Source organism: Vogesella sp. XCS3, from assembly GCF_020616155.1.
In the GTDB taxonomy this organism is placed as follows: Bacteria; Pseudomonadota; Gammaproteobacteria; order Burkholderiales; family Chromobacteriaceae; genus Vogesella.
Map to the genome: position 1 here is coordinate 904682 of NZ_CP085530.1, position 19790 is coordinate 924471.

Genomic DNA, 19790 nt, shown 5'->3' on the forward strand with positions numbered 1-19790 from the left:
CCCTAGCGGGTTGTCGCTTATTGACATCACCATGTCATGCCGCAATCTGACAGCACAAAAAGAAACACCCTGCCCAGGTGAGAGGCAGGGTGCAAACGGGCGCTGTGCCCGTGTCAGGGGAAATACGGGAAGGTCAGGCTTTGGCCGGCACGGCCGCCAGTACCGCTTGCAGCAATTTCCAGGCGTGGCCGACCGAGGCCACTTCCACGCGCTCGCCTGGTGCGTGTGCACCGCGGATATTGGGGCCGAACGACACCATGTCCATCTGCGGGTACTTGGCGCCGATGATGCCGCACTCCAGGCCGGCGTGAATTACCTGCACGCCCGACTCGGCACCGAATTGCTCGTGGTACACGCGCTGGAACAGCGCCAGCAGCGGCGACGCCGGGTTCGGCGCCCAGCCCGGGTAGCCGCCTTCGGTTTCGGTATCGAAGCCGGCCAGCTTGAACAGCGCCACGATTTCGGCGGCCAGGTTACGGAAGCCGCTATCCAGCAACGAGCGCACCATCAAGTTGGCAAACACCTTGCCGTCACCGATGGCGATCACGCCCAGGTTGTTGGAGGTTTCCACCACACCCGCCACGCGCTGGCTCATGCGCTTTACGCCGTGCGGGGCGGCGTGCAAAGCGGCCAGAATGGCGTCTTGGTCAGCCTGAGCCATCATGCTGCTGGCCGCTGCAGGGTTGGCCGTAATGGTGACGCCTTCGTCCACACCAGCCAGCTCGAAGCGCATCAGTGCCTGATAGGCATCGATGGCGGCAGCTACCTGCTCGGCCTGGGCCGCGGGGTACGCCACCACGGCAAAGGCTTCGCGTGACAGCGCGTTGCGGGCGGTACCGCCGTTGAACGACACCAGGCGCAGTGGCAATGTTGCGGCCAACTCGGTCAGCAGGCGCACCAGCACCTTGTTGGCATTGCCACGACCCAGATGGATATCGGCGCCGGAGTGGCCGCCTACCAGGCCGGACACCACCAGCTGCTGCGCGGTGTAGCCAGCCGGCAGTGGCTCTTGTGCGTAAGTGCGCCGTACGTTCACGTCGATACCACCGGCGCAGCCCATATAGAACTCGCCCCACTCTTCGGTATCGATGTTGATCATCATCTGGCCTTGCAGCAGCGTCGGCGACAAACCCAGCGCGCCGCCCATGCCGGCTTCTTCATCCAGCGTCATCAGCACTTCTACCGGGCCGTGGGCAATGTCGTCGGTGGACAATACGGCCAGGCCCAGCGCCACGCCGATGCCGTTGTCGGCGCCCAGCGTGGTGTTTTCCGCGATCAGCCAGCCGTCTTTCAGCACCGGGCGGATCGGGTCGTTGAAAAAGTCGTGCTCGGTGCCGGTATTTGCCTGGCACACCATATCCAGGTGCCCCTGCAGCACTACGCCGATACGGTCTTCCATGCCCGGCGTGGCCGGCTTGCGCACCACCAGGTTGCCCACCTCGTCCACGGCGGTTTCCAGGCCACGCAGCTCGGCCCAGCCTTTCAGGTAGTCGCGCAGCGCCTGCTCGTGCTTGGACGGGCGCGGGATATCACACAGGGTCTGGAAGTGTTCCCAGACGGCACGGGGTTCGAGTTCGGCAATGTTTACCACGACAACAAGCTCCTTTGCGGTATTCAGGGGGCAGTTCACGGCCTTGTGCGCCATGAACAAGGGGCGGCCGCTGTGCCGCCCCGTCAACAGGTTGAGCGTAATGTAACACGCAGGCCGCAGAGCGTCATTTGCACTAATCGGCCAGTTTTCAGGGGCAAACAGCAACAAAGCCGCACTTTCGATAACCGATCAGGCAGCGTAGCGTCGGGCTGTCTGCCCTGGCTTGGCAAGTTTTTTGATTTTGTACATAATCAAAAAAAGGAGATTGCCATGCACGCCACCATGCTGCCCCACCCCACGCCCCACGCCGGTACGCTGCCCCTGTACGCCAGCCGTGTGGCGGCCGGCTTCCCCTCACCGGCAGACGACTACCTGGAAGGCCACCTGGACCTGAACCGCTACCTGATCGACGACACCGCCGCCTGCTTCATGGTGCGCGTCAGCGGTGACAGCATGCAGGATGCCGGCATCCACGACGGCGACCTGCTGGTGGTAAACCGCAGCCTGCCGGCGCGCCACGGCCACATCGTACTGGCGGTGGTCTGCGGCGAGTTCACCGTCAAGCGCCTGCACCAGCGTGACGGGCGCACCGCCTTGCTGCCAGACAACCCGGCCTACCCGCCCATCGAGATCGGCCCCGGCCAGGAGCTGCACATCTGGGGCGTGGTCAGCGCCTGCGTGCGGCGGCTGCTGCCATGAGCCAGTTTGCGCTGGTGGACGGCAACAGCTTCTATACCAGCTGCGAGCGCGTGTTCCGCCCCGACCTGGCCCGCAAGCCCATCATCGTGCTAAGCAATAACGACGGCTGCGTGGTGGCACGCAGCGCCGAAGCCAAAGCACTGGGCATTCCCGGCTTTGCGCCCTACCACCAGGTGGCCGAGCCGTGCCGCCGCCACGGCGTAGCAGTATTCAGCTCCAACTACGCGCTATACGGTGACATGAGCCGGCGCATGATGCAGGTGATTGCGCGCTGGGGCGTGCAGCAAGAGGTGTACAGCATCGACGAATGCTTCCTGCACCTGGACGGTATTGCCGAACAGCGCCAGCACGCGGCCAACCTTCGCGCCGACGTGCTGCAAAGCGTCGGCATCCCCTGTTGCGTGGGCATTGGCCGCAGCAAGACGCTGGCCAAGCTGGCCAACCACGTCGCCAAGACACGGCCGCAATGCCAGGGCGTATTCGGCTGGGACTGGCTGGCACCGCACTACCAGCAGCTACTGCTGGGCCGGCTGGCCGTGGGCGAGGTGTGGGGCATAGGACGGCAGTTGGCCGCACGGCTGGCCGCCTGCGGCATCCGCAGCGCGCTGGACTTGCAGCAAGCCAACGTAGCGGACATCCAGCGCCGCTTCAATATCGTGGTGGCGCGCACCGTGGCCGAGCTCAACGGCGAAGCCTGCGTCGGCGCCGACGATATCCACGCCGACAAGCAGCAGCTGATCTCCAGCCGCAGCTTTGCCCGGCAAGTCACCGATTTTGACACCCTGGCCAGCGCCATCAGCCACCACGCCGCCCGCTGCGCAGAAAAGCTGCGCCGCCAGCACGGGCTGGCCAACCTGGTGGGCGTCAGCATCCGCACCAACCGCTTTCGCGAACAAGACCGCCAATACCGCGGCTGGATCGCCGTGGCGCTGCCAGGCGCCAGCAGCGACAGCGCCGACCTTACCCGCGCCGCACTAGCCGGCCTGCGCCAGATTTATCGCGATGACTGCAGCTACAAAAAAGCCGGCGTGGTACTGATGGCGCTGGAAAACAGCCACCACGGCCAGCAAAGCCTGTTCGGCAGTGCGGCCAACCCGCGCCGGCAGCAGCTGATGCAAACACTGGACCGCATCAACCAGCAATTCGGCCGCGGCACGCTAAGGTTGGCCGCAGAAAGCCTGCACGACGGCTGGGCCATGCGGCAGGAGCTGCGCTCGCCGCGCTGGACCACGCAATGGAACGAGCTACCCTGCGCGCGCTAAGACGCCAATTGGTTGAGAAAAAGCAAAAGTTTACATAAGAAAGTGATGATTTAACTCACGTGTAATTCTGGCGCAAGCTAGCGCCTGCCACGCTTGGCACGGTGAACTACCCATCCCAACGTCGCTATAAAAATACTGGCAGCGCCAGCCTGCTTATCCTGCCACGCCCCCGCACCGGCCAGCCACAAGGAGAACCCATGAACGCACGCGCCCAGCACGGCAGCCAGCCGCGCAGCCCTTCCTACTACAGCGCCACCATCGTAGCGGAAAGCGATTACCCGATGCTGCAAGGCACGGTGGAAGCCGACGTCGCCATCATTGGCGGGGGCTTCACCGGCGTGGCCAGCGCCGTAGAGTTGGCCGAACGCGGCCTGAGCGTGGTGCTACTGGAACAGAACAAGATCGGCTGGGGCGCCAGCGGCCGCAACGGCGGCCAGGTCACCGGCAGCCTGTCGGGCGATGAGGCCATGCGCAAGCAGATGCGCCAGACATTGGGCGACGACGTGGACGACTTCATCTGGCAGCTGCGCTGGCGCGGTCACGACATCATCCAGCAGCGCGTGGCGCGCTACGGCATTGCCTGCGACCTCAAGCACGGCCACCTGCACGCGGCGATGAAACCGGCACACATGGCCGAGCTGCAAGCCAGCTACGACGAAGCGCAGCGCCGCGGCATGGGCGACGACGTCACCCTGCTGGACGCAGCTGCCGTGCGCGAGCACCTGGCCACCGAACAGTACTGCGGCGCGCTGAAAAACCGCCGCAACCTGCACCTGCACCCGCTCAACCTGTGCCTGGGCGAAGCGCGCGCCGCCGCCAGCCTGGGTGCGCGGCTGTACGAACACACCGAGGTGCTGGACATCGTGCACGGCCCGCACCCGGCCATCGTCACCGCCCACGGCCGCGTCAACGCCCGCCACATCCTGCTGGCCGGCGACGTGTACCACAAGCTGGCGCAAGACCAACTGGGCGGCAAGATCTTTCCGGCCATGGGCGGCATTGTCACCACCCGCCCGCTGGGCGAGCTGGCCAACACGCTGAACCCGCACGACCTGGCGGTGTACGACTGCCGCTTTGTGCTGGATTACTACCGCATGACGGCCGACGGCCGCCTGCTGTTCGGTGGCGGCGCCAACTACAGCGGCCGCGACTCGCGCGATATCGCTGCCGAGCTGCTGCCGTGCATCGAGCGCACCTTTCCGCAGCTGAAGGGCGTGCAGATCGACTACCAGTGGAGCTGCGCCATGGGCATTGTGGTGAACCGCATTCCACAGCTGGGTAAGCTGTCGGACAACGTGTGGTACTGCCAGGGCTACTCCGGCCACGGCGTGGCCAGCAGCCACATCATGGGAGAGATCATGGCCGAGGCCATCACCGGCACGCTAAGCCAGTTCGACACCTTTGCCGCCTGCAAACATATCCGCGTACCGCTGGGCAGCAAGCTGGGCAACCCGCTGCTGGCCGCCGGCATGTGGTACTACCAGATGCTGGAAAAGCTGCGCTAAGGCAGGCTGCCCCACCGAGTAAACCGGGCACTGCGGCCAACGTTGGCCGCAGCCTGCCGTACACCATGGCTCGGCAGACGCACCGGAAACTGGCCACCGGCAAACTGCCAAGCCAGACATGGCACAGGCAGACACCGCCAACTCGTGCGGCCAACAACACCCGCCCGAAAACAAACAGCCCCCGCCTGGCCTGGCCAGACGGGGGCTGTTGCGCACCAGGGCCGCGGTGATGCGGTGCCCAGGCTAGCCGGCGTTAACCGACAATCGCGCTGGCATCCACAACACCAGCCTCGTGGGCTTGTACGTCAGCGTGGTAGCTGGAACGCACCATGGCACCGACAGCAGCGTGCTTGAAGCCGATTTCATAAGCCTTGTTTTCGAAGGCCTTGAACAGGTCCGGGTGCACGTAGCGCAGCACCGGCAGGTGGCCGTCGGTAGGCTGCAGGTACTGGCCGATGGTGATCATGTCGATATTGTAACGGCGCATATCGGCCATCACTTCATACACTTCCTCGTCGGTTTCACCCAGGCCTACCATGATGCCGGACTTGGTCGGTACATCCGGGCACAGCGCCTTGAACTGCTTGAGCAGCTCCAGCGAGTGGATGTAGTCGGCACCCGGGCGCGCTTGCTTGTACAGGCGCGGTGCGGTTTCCAGGTTGTGGTTCATCACATCCGGCGGGTTCTTGCTGAGAATGTCCAGCGCCACGTCCAGGCGGCCGCGGAAGTCCGGCACCAGTACTTCGATCTGGGTGTCGGGCGACAGTTTGCGGATTTCGCTGATGCAGTCGGCAAAGTGCTGGGCACCGCCGTCGCGCAGGTCGTCGCGGTCTACCGAGGTAATCACCACATAGCGCAGCTTGAGCGCGGCCACGGTTTCGGCCAGGTGGCGCGGCTCGTTTACGTCCAGCGGGTTCGGGCGGCCGTGGCCTACGTCGCAGAACGGGCAGCGGCGGGTGCAGATGTCACCCATGATCATGAAGGTGGCCGTGCCTTTGCTGAAGCATTCGCCGATATTCGGGCAGGTAGCCTCTTCACAGACGGTGTGCAGCTTCTGGTCGCGCAGGATCTGCTTGATCTCGTTGAAGCGCTGGCCATTGGGCAGCTTGGCGCGAATCCACTCCGGCTTTTTGAGCTTTTCGTCCAGTGGCACGATCTTGATAGGGATACGTGCGGTCTTGTCGGCGCCTTTGTGTTTTACGCCTGCCTGGTTGTCCAGTTTCATGCTGTCTCCTTCGTCACCGCTAGGTTGCGCTCCAGGTGGGGCAGCAGTTGCGCGGCGGTTTCTGCCACGGTAAGGGTGGCTCCGTGGTTTTTGAGTTGCGTCACCTTGAGGCCGGCATAGCCGCAAGGGTTAATCCAGCTGAACGGTGTCAGGTCCATGTCCACGTTCAGGCTCAGGCCGTGGTACACCGCACCGTTTTTGATTCTTAGCCCCAGCGAAGCGATTTTTTCGCCCGCTACATACACCCCCGGCGCGTTCACGTCGCCGTAGGCGGTAATGCCCAGTTCGGCCAGCAGGTCGATTACCGATTGCTCGATACGACGCACCAGCTCGCGCACGCCTATGCCCATGCGCTTGAAGTCGATCATCAGATACACCACCAGCTGGCCGGGGCCGTGGTAGGTCACCTGGCCGCCACGGTCACACTTCACCACCTCGATGCTGCTGGGCATGATCAGGTGCTCGGGCTTGCCGGCCAGGCCCAGGGTATACACCGGCGGGTGCTCCAGGCACCACAGCTCGTCTGGCGTGGCGTCGGTGCGGGCTTCGGTAAACGCCTGCATGGCGTGCCAGGTGGGCGTGTAGTCAACCTGCCCCAAGTGTTTGACGATGCGGCTCATGTTTTACAGGGCCCACTTCACCAGCGGGTGGCCGGACAGTGCACGGTAGATATTGTCCAGCTGCTCTTTCGAGGTAGCCGTCACGGTTACGGTCAGCGACACGTATTTACCGCTGGAACTGTCACGCGACACGATATGCGCCAGCTCCAGGTCTGGCGCGTGCAGGCGCACTACTTCGAAGATGGTCGGCAGGAAGGCATCGGTACGCTCGCCCATCACCTTGATGGGGAAGCGAGCCGGAAATTCCAGCAGGTCTTTGATATCGCTTGTCGGGTTGCTCATATGCACATCCTGAATACAAAAAGGGTTGGCCGCATAGATGCGGCCAACCATTCAAATTACCAGCCCAGCCACAGCTTGATGCTATCCCACAGGCGGCTGAAGAAACCACCCTCTTCCACAGCCTGCAGCGCCACCACCGGGCGCTCCAGCACAACCTTGCCTGCCAGGCTCACGGTGAGCTTGCCCACGGTCTGGCCAGCAGCCACCGGGGCGATCATCGGCTGCGTGGTGGTCAGGTCGGCTTTCAGCTGGCTGGCCTGGCCTTTGGGTACGGTGATGTACACGTCGCTGGCAAAGCCTACCGGCAGCTTGCTGCTGGCACCTTTGTAGACGGCCACTTCCGACACCGGCTTTTTGGCGTCGTACAGCTTGGGCGTTTCAAAGAACTGCAGCGCGTAATTCAGCAGCTTGGAGCTTTCCACCGCACGGGCTTCTTCGCTGGCCGTGCCGACCACCACCGACACCACGCGGCGGCCATCGCGCTTGCTGGAGGCAATCAGGTTGTAGCCGGCGCTGGCAGTGTGGCCGGTTTTCATGCCGTCCACGTTCGGGTCGCGGTACAGCAGCAGGTTGCGGTTCGGCTGGGTGATGTTGTTGTAGCTGAACGACTTCATCGAGTAGATCGGGTAGAACTCGGGGAAGTCGTGGATGATGGCGGTAGACAGCGTGGCCAGGTCGCGCGTGGTGGTGTAGTGCTCCGGGTGCGGCAGGCCAGTCGAGTTCTTGAAGCTGGTGGCGCTCATACCCAGACGCTTGGCCTCGGTGGTCATCATCTGCGCGAAGACTTCTTCGCTGCCGGCAATGGCTTCGGCCAGCGTGACGCAGGCGTCGTTACCGGACTGCACGATCATGCCCTTGATGAGATTGTCCACCGACACCGGCACTTTCGGGTCGAGGAACATGCGCGAGCCTTCCTGCTTCCAGCCCACCTGCGACACGGTCAGCATCTGGTCCAGCGTCAGGCGTTTTTCCTTCAATGCCTTGAAGGTGAGGTACGCCGTCATCAGCTTGGTCAGCGACGCAGGCTCGATACGGGTATCCGGGTCACGGGCGGCAACAACCTGCCCGCTGTAGAAATCGGTAATAAAGTAGGCCTTGCCGGCGATTTCCGGCACAGGTGGCACAAACGGTGTGGTGGCGTGTGCCAGGGTGGACAGCGACAAGGCTGCCGTCAGCAAAAGCGAGGTGGTTTTTTTCATTGAAACGATAGACGGTGGGTTTGTCGCAAAACAGCCGGGCATTATACACGCCGGGCCGGGAGAGATTGCGCCACGGGATACAAAATATTGCCTGGCACAAGGCCGGCACAACAGGGTGGGAGCCCGCAGTACAAAGGTTTTTATACCCTTCGCAGGCAGCTTAGTTCCTGTTAATCTGCCTTTTCAGGGACAAAAAAATTACTCGGAATAAATAACCATGCCACACCCCAAGGACTATCTGGAGCGCATCCTAACCTCGAATGTGTACGACGTGGCCATCGAAAGCCCGCTGGAGGTCGCCACCAACCTAAGCCGCCGCACCGGCAACACCATTTTGCTGAAGCGCGAAGACTTGCAGCCGGTGTTCTCGTTCAAGCTGCGCGGCGCCTACAACAAGATGTCCAAGCTCACCCCCGAGCAACGTGCGCGCGGCGTGATTACCGCCAGCGCCGGCAACCACGCCCAGGGCGTGGCGCTATCGGCCAGCAAGCTGGGGCTGGAAGCCACCATCGTGATGCCCGCCACCACGCCAGCCATCAAGATTGATGGCGTGACCCGCCGTGGCGGCAAAGTAGTTCTGGCCGGCGAATCGTTCAGCGACGCCTTCCAGCACGCCATGACGCTGGTGGAAGAAACCGGCAAGACCTACATCCCACCGTTTGACGACCCGGACGTGATTGCCGGCCAGGGCACCATCGGCATGGAAATCCTGCGCCAGCACCCGGGCGATATCGAGGCGGTATTCGTGGCCATCGGCGGCGGCGGCCTGGCCGCGGGCGTGGCCAGCTACATCAAGCGCCTGAAGCCGCAAATCAAGATCATCGGCGTACAGCCGGTGGACTCCAGCGCGATGAAGCAATCCATCGAAGCCGGCTACCGCGTAGAGCTGAAAGACGTGGGCCTGTTTGCCGATGGCGTAGCCGTCAAGCTGGTAGGCGAAGAAACCTTCCGCATCTGCCGCGAGCTGCTGGACGAGATCATGCTGGTGGATACCGACGCCATCTGCGCCGCCATCAAGGATATCTTTGAAGATACCCGCTCCATTACCGAGCCGGCCGGCGCGCTGGCCGTGGCCGCTGCCAAGGCCTACGTGGAACGCGAAGGCTGTAGCGGCAAAACGCTGGTGGCCATCAACTGCGGCGCCAATATGAACTTTGACCGCCTGCGCCACGTATCGGAGCGTTCCGAGCTGGGCGAGCGTCGCGAAGCGGTGATTGCGGTGACCATCCCCGAAAAACCGGGCAGCTTCAAGAAGTTCTGCAGCGTCATCGGCAACCGCAACATTACCGAGTTCAACTACCGCTTTGCCGACCCCAGCATTGCGCACGTGTTTGTGGGCGTGCAGATCACCGGCCGCGAAGACGTTGGCCGCATCGTGGCCGACCTGCAGGCCAACGAGCTGGACGGCCTGGACCTCACCGACAACGAGCTGGCCAAGCTGCACATTCGCCACCTGGTAGGCGGCCACGCCCCGCAGCTGAAGGACGAGCGCGTGCTGCGCTTCGAATTCCCCGAGCGCCCGGGCGCGCTGATGCGCTTTCTGGAAGCCATGCAGACCGGCTGGAACATCAGTCTGTTCCACTACCGCAACCATGGCGCCGACTACGGCCGCGTGCTGATCGGCATCCAGGTGCCGCGCGAGGACGACGCGGCCTTCCAGACCTTCCTGGCGCAGCTGGGCTACCCGTATGTGGAAGAAACCGATAACCCGGCCTACAAATTGTTCCTCGGCAAGACAGTACGCTAGGGCTGACGTAAACTTGCGGCCAACCTTGCCCCCAAGGTTGGCCGCATTTTTTTGGAGAACGCTTGCATGATCAAGGCAGTACTGTTTGACCTGGACGGCACCCTGGCCGACACCGCCCGCGACCTGGGCGCCGCCCTTAACCGCCTGCTGGCCGAAGAAAACCTGCCGCCACAGCCGTACGCAGCGGTACGCCCCATTGCCAGCCACGGTGCGCGCGGGCTGGTGAGCCTGGGCTTCGGCATCGACACGAGCCACCCGCGTTTCGAAGAGTACCGCCTGCGCTTTCTGGAGCAATACGACCACGATTTTTCCAGCCACACCACGCTGTTTGACGGCATCAACGAGCTGATCCTGGCGCTGGCTGCACGCGGCCTGCAGTGGGGCATCATCACCAATAAGCCGATGCGCTTTACCGACCGCCTGGTGCCGGCGCTGCCGTTTGCCGTGCCGCCCGCCGTGGTGGTAAGCGGCGATACCGTGGGCGTGGCCAAACCGGACCCGGCGCCCATGCTGCACGCCTGCCGCCTGATCGATACCGACCCGCACCACTGCCTGTACGTGGGCGACGCCGAGCGCGACATACAGGCCGGCCGCGCCGTAGGCATGAAAACCGTGCTGGTAAACTGGGGCTATATTGCCGACAGCGACGATACCGCCAGCTGGCAAGCCGACATCAGTATCGACCAGCCCGCCGAGCTGCTAAAGCACCTGTAAGAATGCAGGCAAACGGCATGGCATTTCACCCTTGGTTTGCCATGCCACACTTTAGACCGTGGCGCTTTTCCTGCACGCCGCTGTTAAAAGTTTTAAAATCGTTTTGTAATTATTCCGCATCAACTTATTCAATTTGCCTCGGCCCGCCATGCACGCCCAACGCCTGATACTCCTGACCCTCTGCCTAGCCAGTGCCAGCCACGCCGACAATGGTGACTGGCAATACACAATCAAACCCGGCGACACGCTGTGGAGTATCGCCCGTGTGCACCTCAGTACCCTGGCGCACGCCCCGGCACTGCAAAAGCTGAACGCCATACGCAACCCGTATGCACTCAAGCCGGACACCACGCTGCGCATTCCGCTGCAGCTGATGCGCCAGCACAGTGCCAGCGCCACGGTAACCGACCTGGTAGGCGACGCCACGCTGGACGGCCAGGCCCTGGAGGCAGGCCAGCGCTACCCGCTCGCCGCTGGCAAGATTATCCGCACCGGCCCCAATAGCGCGCTGAAACTGCTGATGGAAGAAGGCAGCCTGGTAAGCATCGGCCCCAATGCCCGCTTTGCCATCAAGGAAGCCACGTTCTTTCCCAGCACTGGCGCCAGCAACACCTGGCTCAGCATAGAAAGCGGCAGCATAGACAATAGCGTGGTGAAAAACCCGCTGATGCAAAACCGGCACACCATCCAGACACCCAGTGCCATTACCGCCGTACGCGGCACGGGCTTTCGCGTAAACGTGGCCGACGCGGACAGCTCGGCCACCGAGGTAGTAGAAGGCCAGGTAGAAGTCAGTGGCCACAGCGGCAGCCAGGCCGTAGGCGCCGGTTTTGGCAGTGTTACCCGCCGTGGCGAAGCACCTGGCGGCAGCATCAAACTCCCGCCCGCCCCCGACCTTAGCCCGCTTGCTGCCGTGCAGTCTTTTTCACCTGCCATCCTGCAGTGGAAGCCGGCAGAAGGCATGGCTGCGTATCAGGCCAACCTGATGCGCACCCAACCCAGCCGCCGCATGATGGACGACAAGCTATTGAAAACGGCGCAGTGGTATCCCGCGCTGGAAAATGGCCAGTATCAGCTTACCGTGCGCAGCCAGCTGCCCAACGGGCTGCAGGGCTACCCGGCACAGCACAATTTCATCGTTCACGCCCACCCTGCCCCGCCGCTGGTACTCAGCCCGGCAGAGGGCAGCCGCCTGGCCGGCCGCGAGCTAGCCTTCCGTTTTAGTGGCGACACCGGCACGCGCTACCGCGTACTGCTGTCCCGCCAGCCAGACATGCAGCCCGTCGCCGCCAGCTGGGATATCAGCCAGCCAGATAGCGCGCGCCAGCTGGAGGCAGGTGGCCAGTGGTACTGGCAGGTTGCCCGCCTGGACAAACAAGGCAAGCCCGGCCCCTATAGTCAGACCTACAGCCTGCAGGCAGACGCCGGCCTGTGGCGCGCCAGCTACCCGCGCGGCATGCAGATCAGCGGCCGGCCTTACCCGCTGGCCAATGCGCGCTACCAGCTCACCTTGCAGCTGCTGGGGCGAGACAGCCAGGCCTTTGTCTACAGCAACAGCCAGCCTGCATGGCAAGACAGCGAGCGCCTGTTCAGCGGCCGCTATCGCGTGAGCTACAAGGTCAGCACACCCGATGGCTACCAGGCCACAGAACTGGATGACATCCTGCTGGTCGATTAACCATGCCCATGCCCACATCACGCACCCTGCCCGGCATCCTGCTGCCACTGGCCGCACTTTGGCTGGGCATGGCCCCCTCGACACTGGACTACCACGTACAGGACCTGATCAACCAGGCCCTGGCACCCAACGCCAGCGAACAGATCGTGATTGTGGCCATCGATGAAAAAAGCCTGGCCCAGCTAGGGCGCTGGCCCTGGCCGCGCGAGCTGCTGGCCGAAGCGATCGGCAAGCTGGGCCACGTCAGGGCTGTGGGGCTGAACCTGCTGCTGGCCGAGCATTCTGAACACCCCGAGTCCGACCAGGCGCTAGCCCGCGCTATCGCCCAGAACGGCAAAGTCTACCTGCCCGCCTTCCCCGAGTCGGATGGCCATACCCTGCGGCCAACCTTGCCGCTACCCATGCTGGCGCATGCAGCCCGCGGGGTGGGCGTGAGCGACTTTCCACCCGAAAGCAATGGCGAACTCCGCCGCACCTACCTAGCCAGCGGGCCTGGCGACACGCGCCTGCCATCGTTTGCCGCCCTGGTAGCCGACCAGAACATCGCCGCCACCACCAGCACCAACCCGGGTGACTGGGGGCGCAACCTGCCACGCCTGCTGCCTTACCTGGACAGCGACACCAGTTTCACCACCGTATCCATGGCGGAGTTGCTATCAAGCCACCAGCCAGATCCGCGCCTGCAAGACAAAACCGTGTTTATCGGTGTCACTGCCGCCGGTAGCGGCGACGAGCACTTCACCGCCATTCAGCGCGGCCAGCCCAAAAGCAGCGGCGTATTCATCAATGCCGCACTGGCGCAAGGCCTGCAGCAAAACACCCTGGCCACGCCGCTATCGCCAGGCTGGCGCGCCAGCCTGCTGCTGGCACTGGCGCTAGGCTGGCAGCTGCTGGCCCACCGCCGCAAAAGCCAGCACCCCATACGCCAGGCCGCCCTGTTTGTCGCGGGTATGGTGCTGGCCGACACCCTGCTGTACCAACTGCTGCACATCGAGCTGGGCACCGCCACCTTGGGCCTGTTTATCATGATGGCCGCCGCCAGCAATTTTTTCCTGCTGCAAAGTCATTTTAAAAAGCTGGCGTTTACCGACAAGCTTACCGGCCTGGCCAACCGCCACCATTTTGACGAGCGCATTGTAATGGCCCTGCAGCACAGCCAGCTGGAACAACAGCCGCTGGCGCTGCTGATTCTGGATGTCGACCACTTCAAGCGCTACAACGACCACTACGGCCACGCCGCTGGCGACGACATTTTGCGCCAGATCGCCCAGGTGATCGCCAGCATGGTGCGCAACCCGCAGGACACCGTGGCACGCATTGGCGGCGAAGAATTCGCCCTGCTGCTACCCGACACGCCGCAAAAGCAGGCAGAAGCCATCGCCACCGAGCTGCGCTACCGCCTGCTCTCGCGCCAGATACCGCACCACAGCAGCCCACTGGGGCGCGTCAGCTGCAGCATCGGCATCTACGCTGACACCCCGGAGCAAGACGCCACCGTGCGCAGCATATTCGAGCAAGCCGACCAGGCGCTGTACCAAGCCAAACGCAACGGCCGCGACCAGGCTTGCGTAGCCGACGGCCTGCTGGCCACCCGAATCTAAACCCGGCCACGCCCGAAAACCACCCCCAGGCTGACAAGCAAATGCCAGCTGCCCGCCAGCACCGCCACCAACCCCGCCCCCGCAAGCTGCGGCCAACCTTTCAGGCATACCGCGCATGAAAAATGCCGCCGCGGCTTGCACCGGGGCGGCATGGTCAGCAGGCTAAACGCTGCTTAGTTTTCTTGCTTGGACATACGGCGACGGTCGTGCTCTTGCAGGAAGCGCTTGCGGATACGGATGGATTTCGGGGTGATTTCCACCAGTTCGTCGTCATCGATGAACTCCACGGCCGATTCCAGCGTCAGCTTGATCGGGGTGGTCAGGCGTACGGCTTCGTCGGTACCGGAGGCACGAACGTTGGTCAGCTTCTTGCCTTTCAGCGGGTTCACTACCAGGTCGTTATCACGGCTGTGAATACCGATGATCATGCCTTCGTACAGCTTGTCGCCCGGGGACACGAACATACGGCCGCGGTCTTCCAGGTTCCACAGTGCGTAGGCTACGGCTTCGCCGTTGTCTTGTGAGATCAGCACGCCATTGTGACGGCCTGGCAGGTCGGCTTTTACCGGACCGTAGTCGTCAAATACGTGGCTCATCAGGCCGGTACCGCGGGTCATGGTCATGAAGTCGGACTGGAAGCCGATCAGGCCACGTGCCGGAATATGGTATTCCAGACGGGTACGGCCCTGGCCATCCGATTCCATATTGGTCAGCTCGCCACGACGACGGCCGATTTCTTCCATCACACCACCCTGGTGGGAGTCTTCCAGGTCGATGGTCAGGTTTTCGTACGGCTCGCACTTCTCGCCGTTCACTTCCTTGAACACCACGCGCGGCTTGGCCACAGCCATTTCGAAGCCTTCACGACGCATGTTTTCCAGCAGAATGGTCAGGTGCAGCTCGCCACGGCCCGATACACGGAACACGTCGGAGTCTTCGGTGTCTTCAACACGCAGGGCCACGTTGGTCAGTAGCTCTTTGGTCAGACGGTCGCGGATCTGGCGGCTGGTCACGAACTTGCCTTCGGTACCGGCCAGTGGCGACGAGTTCACCATGAAGTCCATGGTCAGGGTAGGCTCATCCACCGACAGCATAGGCAGGCCAACCGGCTGCTCTTTGTCGCAGATGGTCACACCGATACCGATATCCTCGATACCGGAAATGATGATGATGTCGCCAGCTTCGGCGCCTTCCACCGGCACGCGGTCCAGGCCTTTATAACCCAGCACCTGGTTGATACGGCCCGAAGCCACCTGGTCGTCATGGTTCATCACCACCACAGCCTGGCCTGGCTTGATACGGCCGTTCAGTACGCGGCCAACACCCAGGCGGCCGGTATAAGTGGAGTAGTCCAGTGCAGAAATCTGCAGCTGCAGTGGCGCGTCCGGGCTACCTGGCGGGGTAGGCACGTGCTTGAGCACGGTTTCGAACAGCGGGCGCATGTTATCGGACTCTTCTTCCAGCTCCAGCTTGGCAAAGCCGTTCAGGCCGGAAGCGTAGATGATCGGGAAGTCCAGCTGCTCGTCGGTCGCACCCAGCTTGTCGAACAGGTCGAAAGTCTGGTCTACCACCCAGTCAGGGCGTGCGCCCGGGCGGTCTACCTTGTTGATGACCACGATAGGGCGCAGGCCCAGGGCCAGGGCTTTTTTGGTCACAAAACGGGTTTGCGGCATCGGGCCTTCTACGGCATCCACCAGCAGCAGTACGCCATCCACCATGCCCAGAACGCGCTCTACTTCACCGCCGAAGTCGGCGTGGCCCGGGGTGTCAACGATGTTGATGTGAACACCTTCGTACTCGATGGCAGTGTTCTTGGCCAGAATGGTAATGCCGCGTTCTTTTTCCAGATCGTTGGAATCCATTACGCGCTCGTCAACCTGCTGGTTTTCGCGGAAAGTGCCGGATTGGCGCAGCAGTTGGTCAACCAGGGTAGTTTTGCCGTGGTCAACGTGGGCAATAATGGCGATGTTACGAATTTGTCGGGTCATGGGGATACGTCATTTTAAAAAGTCGCGCGGATTCTACCATGCCGCGGCCAACTCTACAGTTTTCCCGTGATTTTTTCTGTACACTGGCGCCGTTTTCTAGCAAGAAAGAACACAAATGTACGACTGGAACGCACTGTGGCACGCCCACCTTGACTATCGCACTGGCTACGGTGCGCCAGATACCGATATAAATCAGCTGGCCAGCCAGCTCAACGGCACCCTCAGCAAAAGCGCGCGCGACGCGCACGACCTGGCCGTATACGACACCGGCAGCAGCTACACCCTGCTGCGCCACGACAACGGCCTGCAGATCATGACGCTGGCCAAACAGCACCTGTTTGATATCGCCATCCGCCTGGTCACCGCCGACGAAGGCCAGGCGCTGGCGCTGCCCTACCTGGAAGTACTGGTAGACAACCTGGCCACCGAAGAAGAAGGCATCTGGCGCGCCGAAGTCGGCTGCACCGAAGACGGCGAGCTGGCCGCCAACGGCGCCCTGCTCCACCCCGACGAGCCCCCCGCCATGGCATTCAACCTGAGCTTTGCGGCCAACCCGCAGTTCACCCAGGCCCTGCAACAAGCCTGGCAGGAAGCCGCCGAAAGCATCACCCTGGACGCCGCCGCCTGGTACAACGCCGAAGCGCTGGAAGACACCCCCGCCGAGCCACCGCTGGACGCGCGCATCCAGGAAATGTGCGACCGCTACGCCGAGATCATCCGCCGCGAGCAAGCCATGCTGTCGCGCCGCTTCAGCGACAACGAGCTGCGCCTGGTGGCCGAAGTACTGCGCAGCACCCGTTTTGAAACCGCCGAATCGTGCCGCGGCCTGTGGCTGGCCGTAGAAAGCCGCATCCTGCACGACGAGCTGGACCAAAAACACCAGGCCGACGGTGACGCCCTGCTGGAACGCCTGAAAGCCCTGAGCTACACCCAGGAAGTCGCCCTGATCGAAGCGCTATCCCCCGTACAATAAGCCCTGCACGCTAGCGCTGGCGCGGGAATGGCGCTATACTCTGCGCTCTTATCTGGGGGCGACCTGGTTTCGACGGGGGTTGCGAAGCGGATGAGGGCATACCGGGATTTCAGTCATCCCGTTAAACACTGAATTTATTTAGTCGCAAACGACGAAACTTACGCTCTAGCTGCTTAATCGCCGCTGGACTCTACAGCAGCTTGCTGATGGGCTGTGGGGGCAACCCCGGTAGAGTCATTTCACATCAGATCGCCTTTGACCGGGTTACTTGATCAGGGGCTAAACTTAAGGTAACTCGCCAATACCCAGCCTGTCCGTCGGCGTGGTAGCGGTTAAAACCAAATGACACGACTAAGTATGTAGATCTCTTCGTAGAGGATTTCCGGACGCGGGTTCGATTCCCGCCGCCTCCACCAGAAACCCAACGCCCTGAAACGGCGATAGACGGCAGCAAGCGCAGCACAGGCAAGGTTTTAGCCAAACTGCAAACCGTCTAAGACCGTTTCGGGGCGTTTCAATTTCCGCACGTTCTTCGCACTCACATCGCACTTTTATCGCACGTGCGATTACGCAGTCTTTTCTGCACCTGGGGCTTGCGGTAGCGCCCAGTCATTTACCAGCTTGTATCCGGTTTTGGACGAGTCTGGGATCCACCGGCCATAGTGCCGCATGATCATTTCAATGTTCACGTGCCCCATCTGCGTTGCCAGCCACCACGGATTCTCACCACGCGACAGCAGCATCGAGGCGTAGGTGTGCCTCGTCTGGTAGGGATTGCGGTACCGCACACCGGCTCGCTTCAGCACGTGCGTCCATAGCGTTTTGCGGATCTGGGCGTCCGTTTCCCATGGCTCGCCGGTCCTAGGATTGTAGAAAACACGCCCGCCAGCCAGAAAGGTGTGTTCCTTCTGTCGTAGCAGTGCCTGCCGCACAGGCTCAAGCATCAGCACATCACGCACACCGGCACTGGTCTTCGGGGTATCCACCTTTTTCATGACTTGGCCGCGCTGTACACGAATCAATCCATCAATCCAGTTGATGTCCTGCCACTCCAGTGCAATCAGTTCATTGGTGCGCAGGCCTGCGTAGAAAGCAAACTGCAACAGGTTCCGGCCCTGGCCCTCGCCGCAATGCTCCAGAATGGCCACAATCTCAGCCTCATTAAACGGATCTACCTCGTAGTCCGTTTTTGCCGTCTCCCGGCTAATCAGCTTATTGATCACCACCTGGTCTAATGGGTTCTTCTGGATAAGGCCATCGACGATGGCCTGCTCCAGTACGTTGCGCAGCGGGGTAAGAATGTTTCGGATGCGCTTGGCGGTTACGGCCTTGGATACCACCCAGTCGCGGATGTCAGCTGCGGTGAGATCAACAATCCGCTTTGCACCGAAGGCAGCCTGTAGATCGCCCTGAATGGACTTGCGGTAGTCATTCACTGTGCTTGCCTTGAGTGTCCGCTCCGCCAGCTTGAGGTACTCCTCCAGCAACTTTCCCACCGTGATAGTTGCCCTCGCCTGCCCGAAGATCGCCGCACGCTTGGAGTCGGGAAAGTACTCCGGATAGCTGAAGGTGCCGAAAGCGATTTTCTTCTCGATCTCGGCCTTTAGGCCTGCAGCAGCCTTGATATTCCCCTTGGTCACCTCCCAGCCTTTAAGCGTTTCCCGGCATTCCACGCCACGAAACTGAAAGTGAATAACGAGGCTCTGCCCGCCAGTGCTGTACTGGCGAATGCTTATGCCGCGCGGCGTTTCAATGGCTGGCTTGTCTCTGCCCATTTCTGCACCTCCTCCATGTTTACCCAGACACGGCCATCTGCCGGAATGCGCCAGTGCACGCCCTCAACCCATTTACCAGATCGGCGCTTATTCTCTACGGCATCAGGGGTATCCCCTGACAGCTCGCAGTACTTTTCCATTTTCACCCACTTCAACATGATCATCATGTCCCACTCCACGTAAAAATGGCCGCTTTCATGCGGCCTGTTCAAATTCCATCGCGGTCTTAATCATCTGCTCCAGGGCTGGCCGCAACGTCGGGCCGATCTTTCGCAGCTTCGCCATGTCGCTCGGGAAGTCCAGCAGTCGGTCTGCATGCAGCGTGTAGGTCATCGCCCCTACTACCCTGGCCGCCTCGGCAATGCGCACCTCGTCCTGGCCGAAGCGCTCCACCAATTCACCCGCCTTTGCCCCATCCATAACAGCGAGTGCCGCCTCCCACTCCCACGGCTCGGTTTTGTCCTTGAAGTGACTGAACACCCCTTTGAACAGAGCTTGCTCGCTGGCGCGGGCGGCCACCTCGTACATGCTCAGAGGCACGCGCTCCAGGATGCTTACCAGGTGATCAATCATCACATTCACGGGGCGCAGCAGATCAGGCGGGATAGCGCCTTCCATTTCGCTCTCGTAGTACGCCATGAGGCTTTGCCATGCGGCATCGCACACGGCAGCGAACGCCGGCAGGTTCAGGCCTTCCGGTGCTGCGATAGCTTTCGATATCCGGTACAGGTTGGACAGCATGTTGAACTGCGCCGGGCAGTAGTCTTTAGCGCAGTCACTCACAGCCATGCGGGCATTGGCAATAACCTGTAGTTGCTGAACCATCGACAGCCGACGGGTATCGGCCAGGGTCATGCTGCGATAGATGGCCTCCATGCCTTGCTCGGGGCTACGGCGCCGTGGGTCGTACTTCTTCCGTGGTTTAGCCATG

17 protein-coding genes and 1 other RNA gene are annotated in these 19790 nt (G+C 62.0%); 9 read left to right on the forward strand and 9 right to left on the reverse strand.

Features of this window, described 5'->3' with window-relative positions; translation table 11 throughout:
• Positions 1 to 133 precede the first annotated feature (133 nt).
• Entirely contained in the window at positions 134 to 1591 is a 1458-nt protein-coding gene (locus LCH97_RS04130) for an aminoacyl-histidine dipeptidase (RefSeq protein ID WP_227303532.1), read from the reverse strand.
• Between the two features lie 270 nt (positions 1592 to 1861).
• Here LCH97_RS04130 and LCH97_RS04135 point away from each other — a divergent pair, with 270 nt between their 5' ends.
• The 3 genes from LCH97_RS04135 (at position 1862) to LCH97_RS04145 (ending at position 5057) form a co-directional block, all read left to right on the forward strand.
• The gene (locus LCH97_RS04135; RefSeq protein ID WP_227303533.1) at positions 1862 to 2290 is read left to right on the forward strand and encodes a LexA family transcriptional regulator; all 429 of its coding nucleotides are present in this window, start codon (positions 1862 to 1864) and stop codon (positions 2288 to 2290) included.
• Complete coding sequence (locus LCH97_RS04140) at positions 2287 to 3552, forward strand: Y-family DNA polymerase (RefSeq protein WP_227303534.1); 1266 nt, start codon at positions 2287 to 2289, stop codon at positions 3550 to 3552. The genes LCH97_RS04135 and LCH97_RS04140 overlap by 4 nt, the downstream gene beginning before the upstream one ends.
• Before the next feature lie 197 nt (positions 3553 to 3749).
• Positions 3750 to 5057 (forward strand): FAD-binding oxidoreductase, encoded by a 1308-nt coding sequence (locus LCH97_RS04145; RefSeq protein ID WP_227303535.1) that lies wholly within the window; start codon positions 3750 to 3752, stop codon positions 5055 to 5057.
• Between the two features lie 253 nt (positions 5058 to 5310).
• Here LCH97_RS04145 and lipA read toward each other — a convergent pair whose 3' ends face one another.
• Genes lipA through LCH97_RS04165 form a run of 4 tightly spaced genes read right to left on the reverse strand, consistent with a single transcriptional unit; the run spans position 5311 to position 8383 of the window.
• Positions 5311 to 6282: a lipoyl synthase gene (lipA, locus tag LCH97_RS04150; protein ID WP_227303536.1), complete on the reverse strand. Its 972-nt coding sequence runs from the start codon at positions 6280 to 6282 to the stop codon at positions 5311 to 5313.
• Positions 6279 to 6902 (reverse strand): lipoyl(octanoyl) transferase LipB, encoded by a 624-nt coding sequence (gene lipB / locus LCH97_RS04155; RefSeq protein WP_227303537.1) that lies wholly within the window; start codon positions 6900 to 6902, stop codon positions 6279 to 6281. The genes lipA and lipB overlap by 4 nt, the downstream gene beginning before the upstream one ends.
• Positions 6903 to 6905: 3 nt before the next feature.
• The gene (locus LCH97_RS04160; protein WP_026107877.1) at positions 6906 to 7184 is read right to left on the reverse strand and encodes a YbeD family protein; all 279 of its coding nucleotides are present in this window, start codon (positions 7182 to 7184) and stop codon (positions 6906 to 6908) included.
• A 56-nt stretch (positions 7185 to 7240) separates the two neighbouring features.
• Positions 7241 to 8383, reverse strand: a complete 1143-nt coding sequence (locus LCH97_RS04165; RefSeq protein ID WP_227303538.1) for a D-alanyl-D-alanine carboxypeptidase family protein — start codon at positions 8381 to 8383, stop codon at positions 7241 to 7243.
• Between the two features lie 217 nt (positions 8384 to 8600).
• Between LCH97_RS04165 and ilvA the strand changes: the two genes are divergently transcribed.
• From ilvA to LCH97_RS04185, 4 genes are all read left to right on the forward strand, one after another.
• Positions 8601 to 10130, forward strand: coding sequence for a threonine ammonia-lyase, biosynthetic (ilvA, locus tag LCH97_RS04170; RefSeq protein WP_227303539.1), 1530 nt, complete (start codon positions 8601 to 8603; stop codon positions 10128 to 10130).
• Positions 10131 to 10196: 66 nt separating this feature from the next.
• Entirely contained in the window at positions 10197 to 10844 is a 648-nt protein-coding gene (locus LCH97_RS04175; protein ID WP_227303540.1) for an HAD family hydrolase, read from the forward strand.
• Positions 10845 to 10992: 148 nt separating this feature from the next.
• On the forward strand, positions 10993 to 12522 hold the full coding sequence (locus LCH97_RS04180; protein WP_227303541.1) for a FecR domain-containing protein: 1530 nt from the start codon (positions 10993 to 10995) through the stop codon (positions 12520 to 12522).
• A 2-nt stretch (positions 12523 to 12524) separates the two neighbouring features.
• Entirely contained in the window at positions 12525 to 14123 is a 1599-nt protein-coding gene (locus tag LCH97_RS04185; RefSeq protein ID WP_227303542.1) for a diguanylate cyclase domain-containing protein, read from the forward strand.
• Positions 14124 to 14296: 173 nt separating this feature from the next.
• On the opposite strand, the gene typA is transcribed toward LCH97_RS04185, so the two are convergent.
• Positions 14297 to 16111 (reverse strand): translational GTPase TypA, encoded by a 1815-nt coding sequence (gene typA, locus LCH97_RS04190; RefSeq protein ID WP_227303543.1) that lies wholly within the window; start codon positions 16109 to 16111, stop codon positions 14297 to 14299.
• A gap of 115 nt (positions 16112 to 16226) precedes the next feature.
• Between typA and LCH97_RS04195 the strand changes: the two genes are divergently transcribed.
• Both LCH97_RS04195 and ssrA read left to right on the forward strand, forming a co-directional pair.
• Positions 16227 to 17084 (forward strand): hypothetical protein, encoded by an 858-nt coding sequence (locus LCH97_RS04195; protein WP_227303544.1) that lies wholly within the window; start codon positions 16227 to 16229, stop codon positions 17082 to 17084.
• A gap of 54 nt (positions 17085 to 17138) precedes the next feature.
• Positions 17139 to 17500: a transfer-messenger RNA gene (gene ssrA, locus LCH97_RS04200) on the forward strand.
• A 150-nt stretch (positions 17501 to 17650) separates the two neighbouring features.
• On the opposite strand, the gene LCH97_RS04205 is transcribed toward ssrA, so the two are convergent.
• From LCH97_RS04205 to LCH97_RS04215, 3 genes are read right to left on the reverse strand one after another with little or no spacing between them, the layout of a single operon-like run.
• Positions 17651 to 18859, reverse strand: a complete 1209-nt coding sequence (locus LCH97_RS04205) for an Arm DNA-binding domain-containing protein (RefSeq protein WP_227303545.1) — start codon at positions 18857 to 18859, stop codon at positions 17651 to 17653.
• On the reverse strand, positions 18817 to 19026 hold the full coding sequence (locus tag LCH97_RS04210; protein ID WP_227303546.1) for an excisionase family protein: 210 nt from the start codon (positions 19024 to 19026) through the stop codon (positions 18817 to 18819). Before LCH97_RS04210 ends, LCH97_RS04205 begins: the two co-directional genes overlap by 43 nt.
• A gap of 28 nt (positions 19027 to 19054) precedes the next feature.
• Entirely contained in the window at positions 19055 to 19789 is a 735-nt protein-coding gene (locus tag LCH97_RS04215; protein ID WP_227303547.1) for a hypothetical protein, read from the reverse strand.
• Position 19790: the final 1 nt, after the last annotated feature.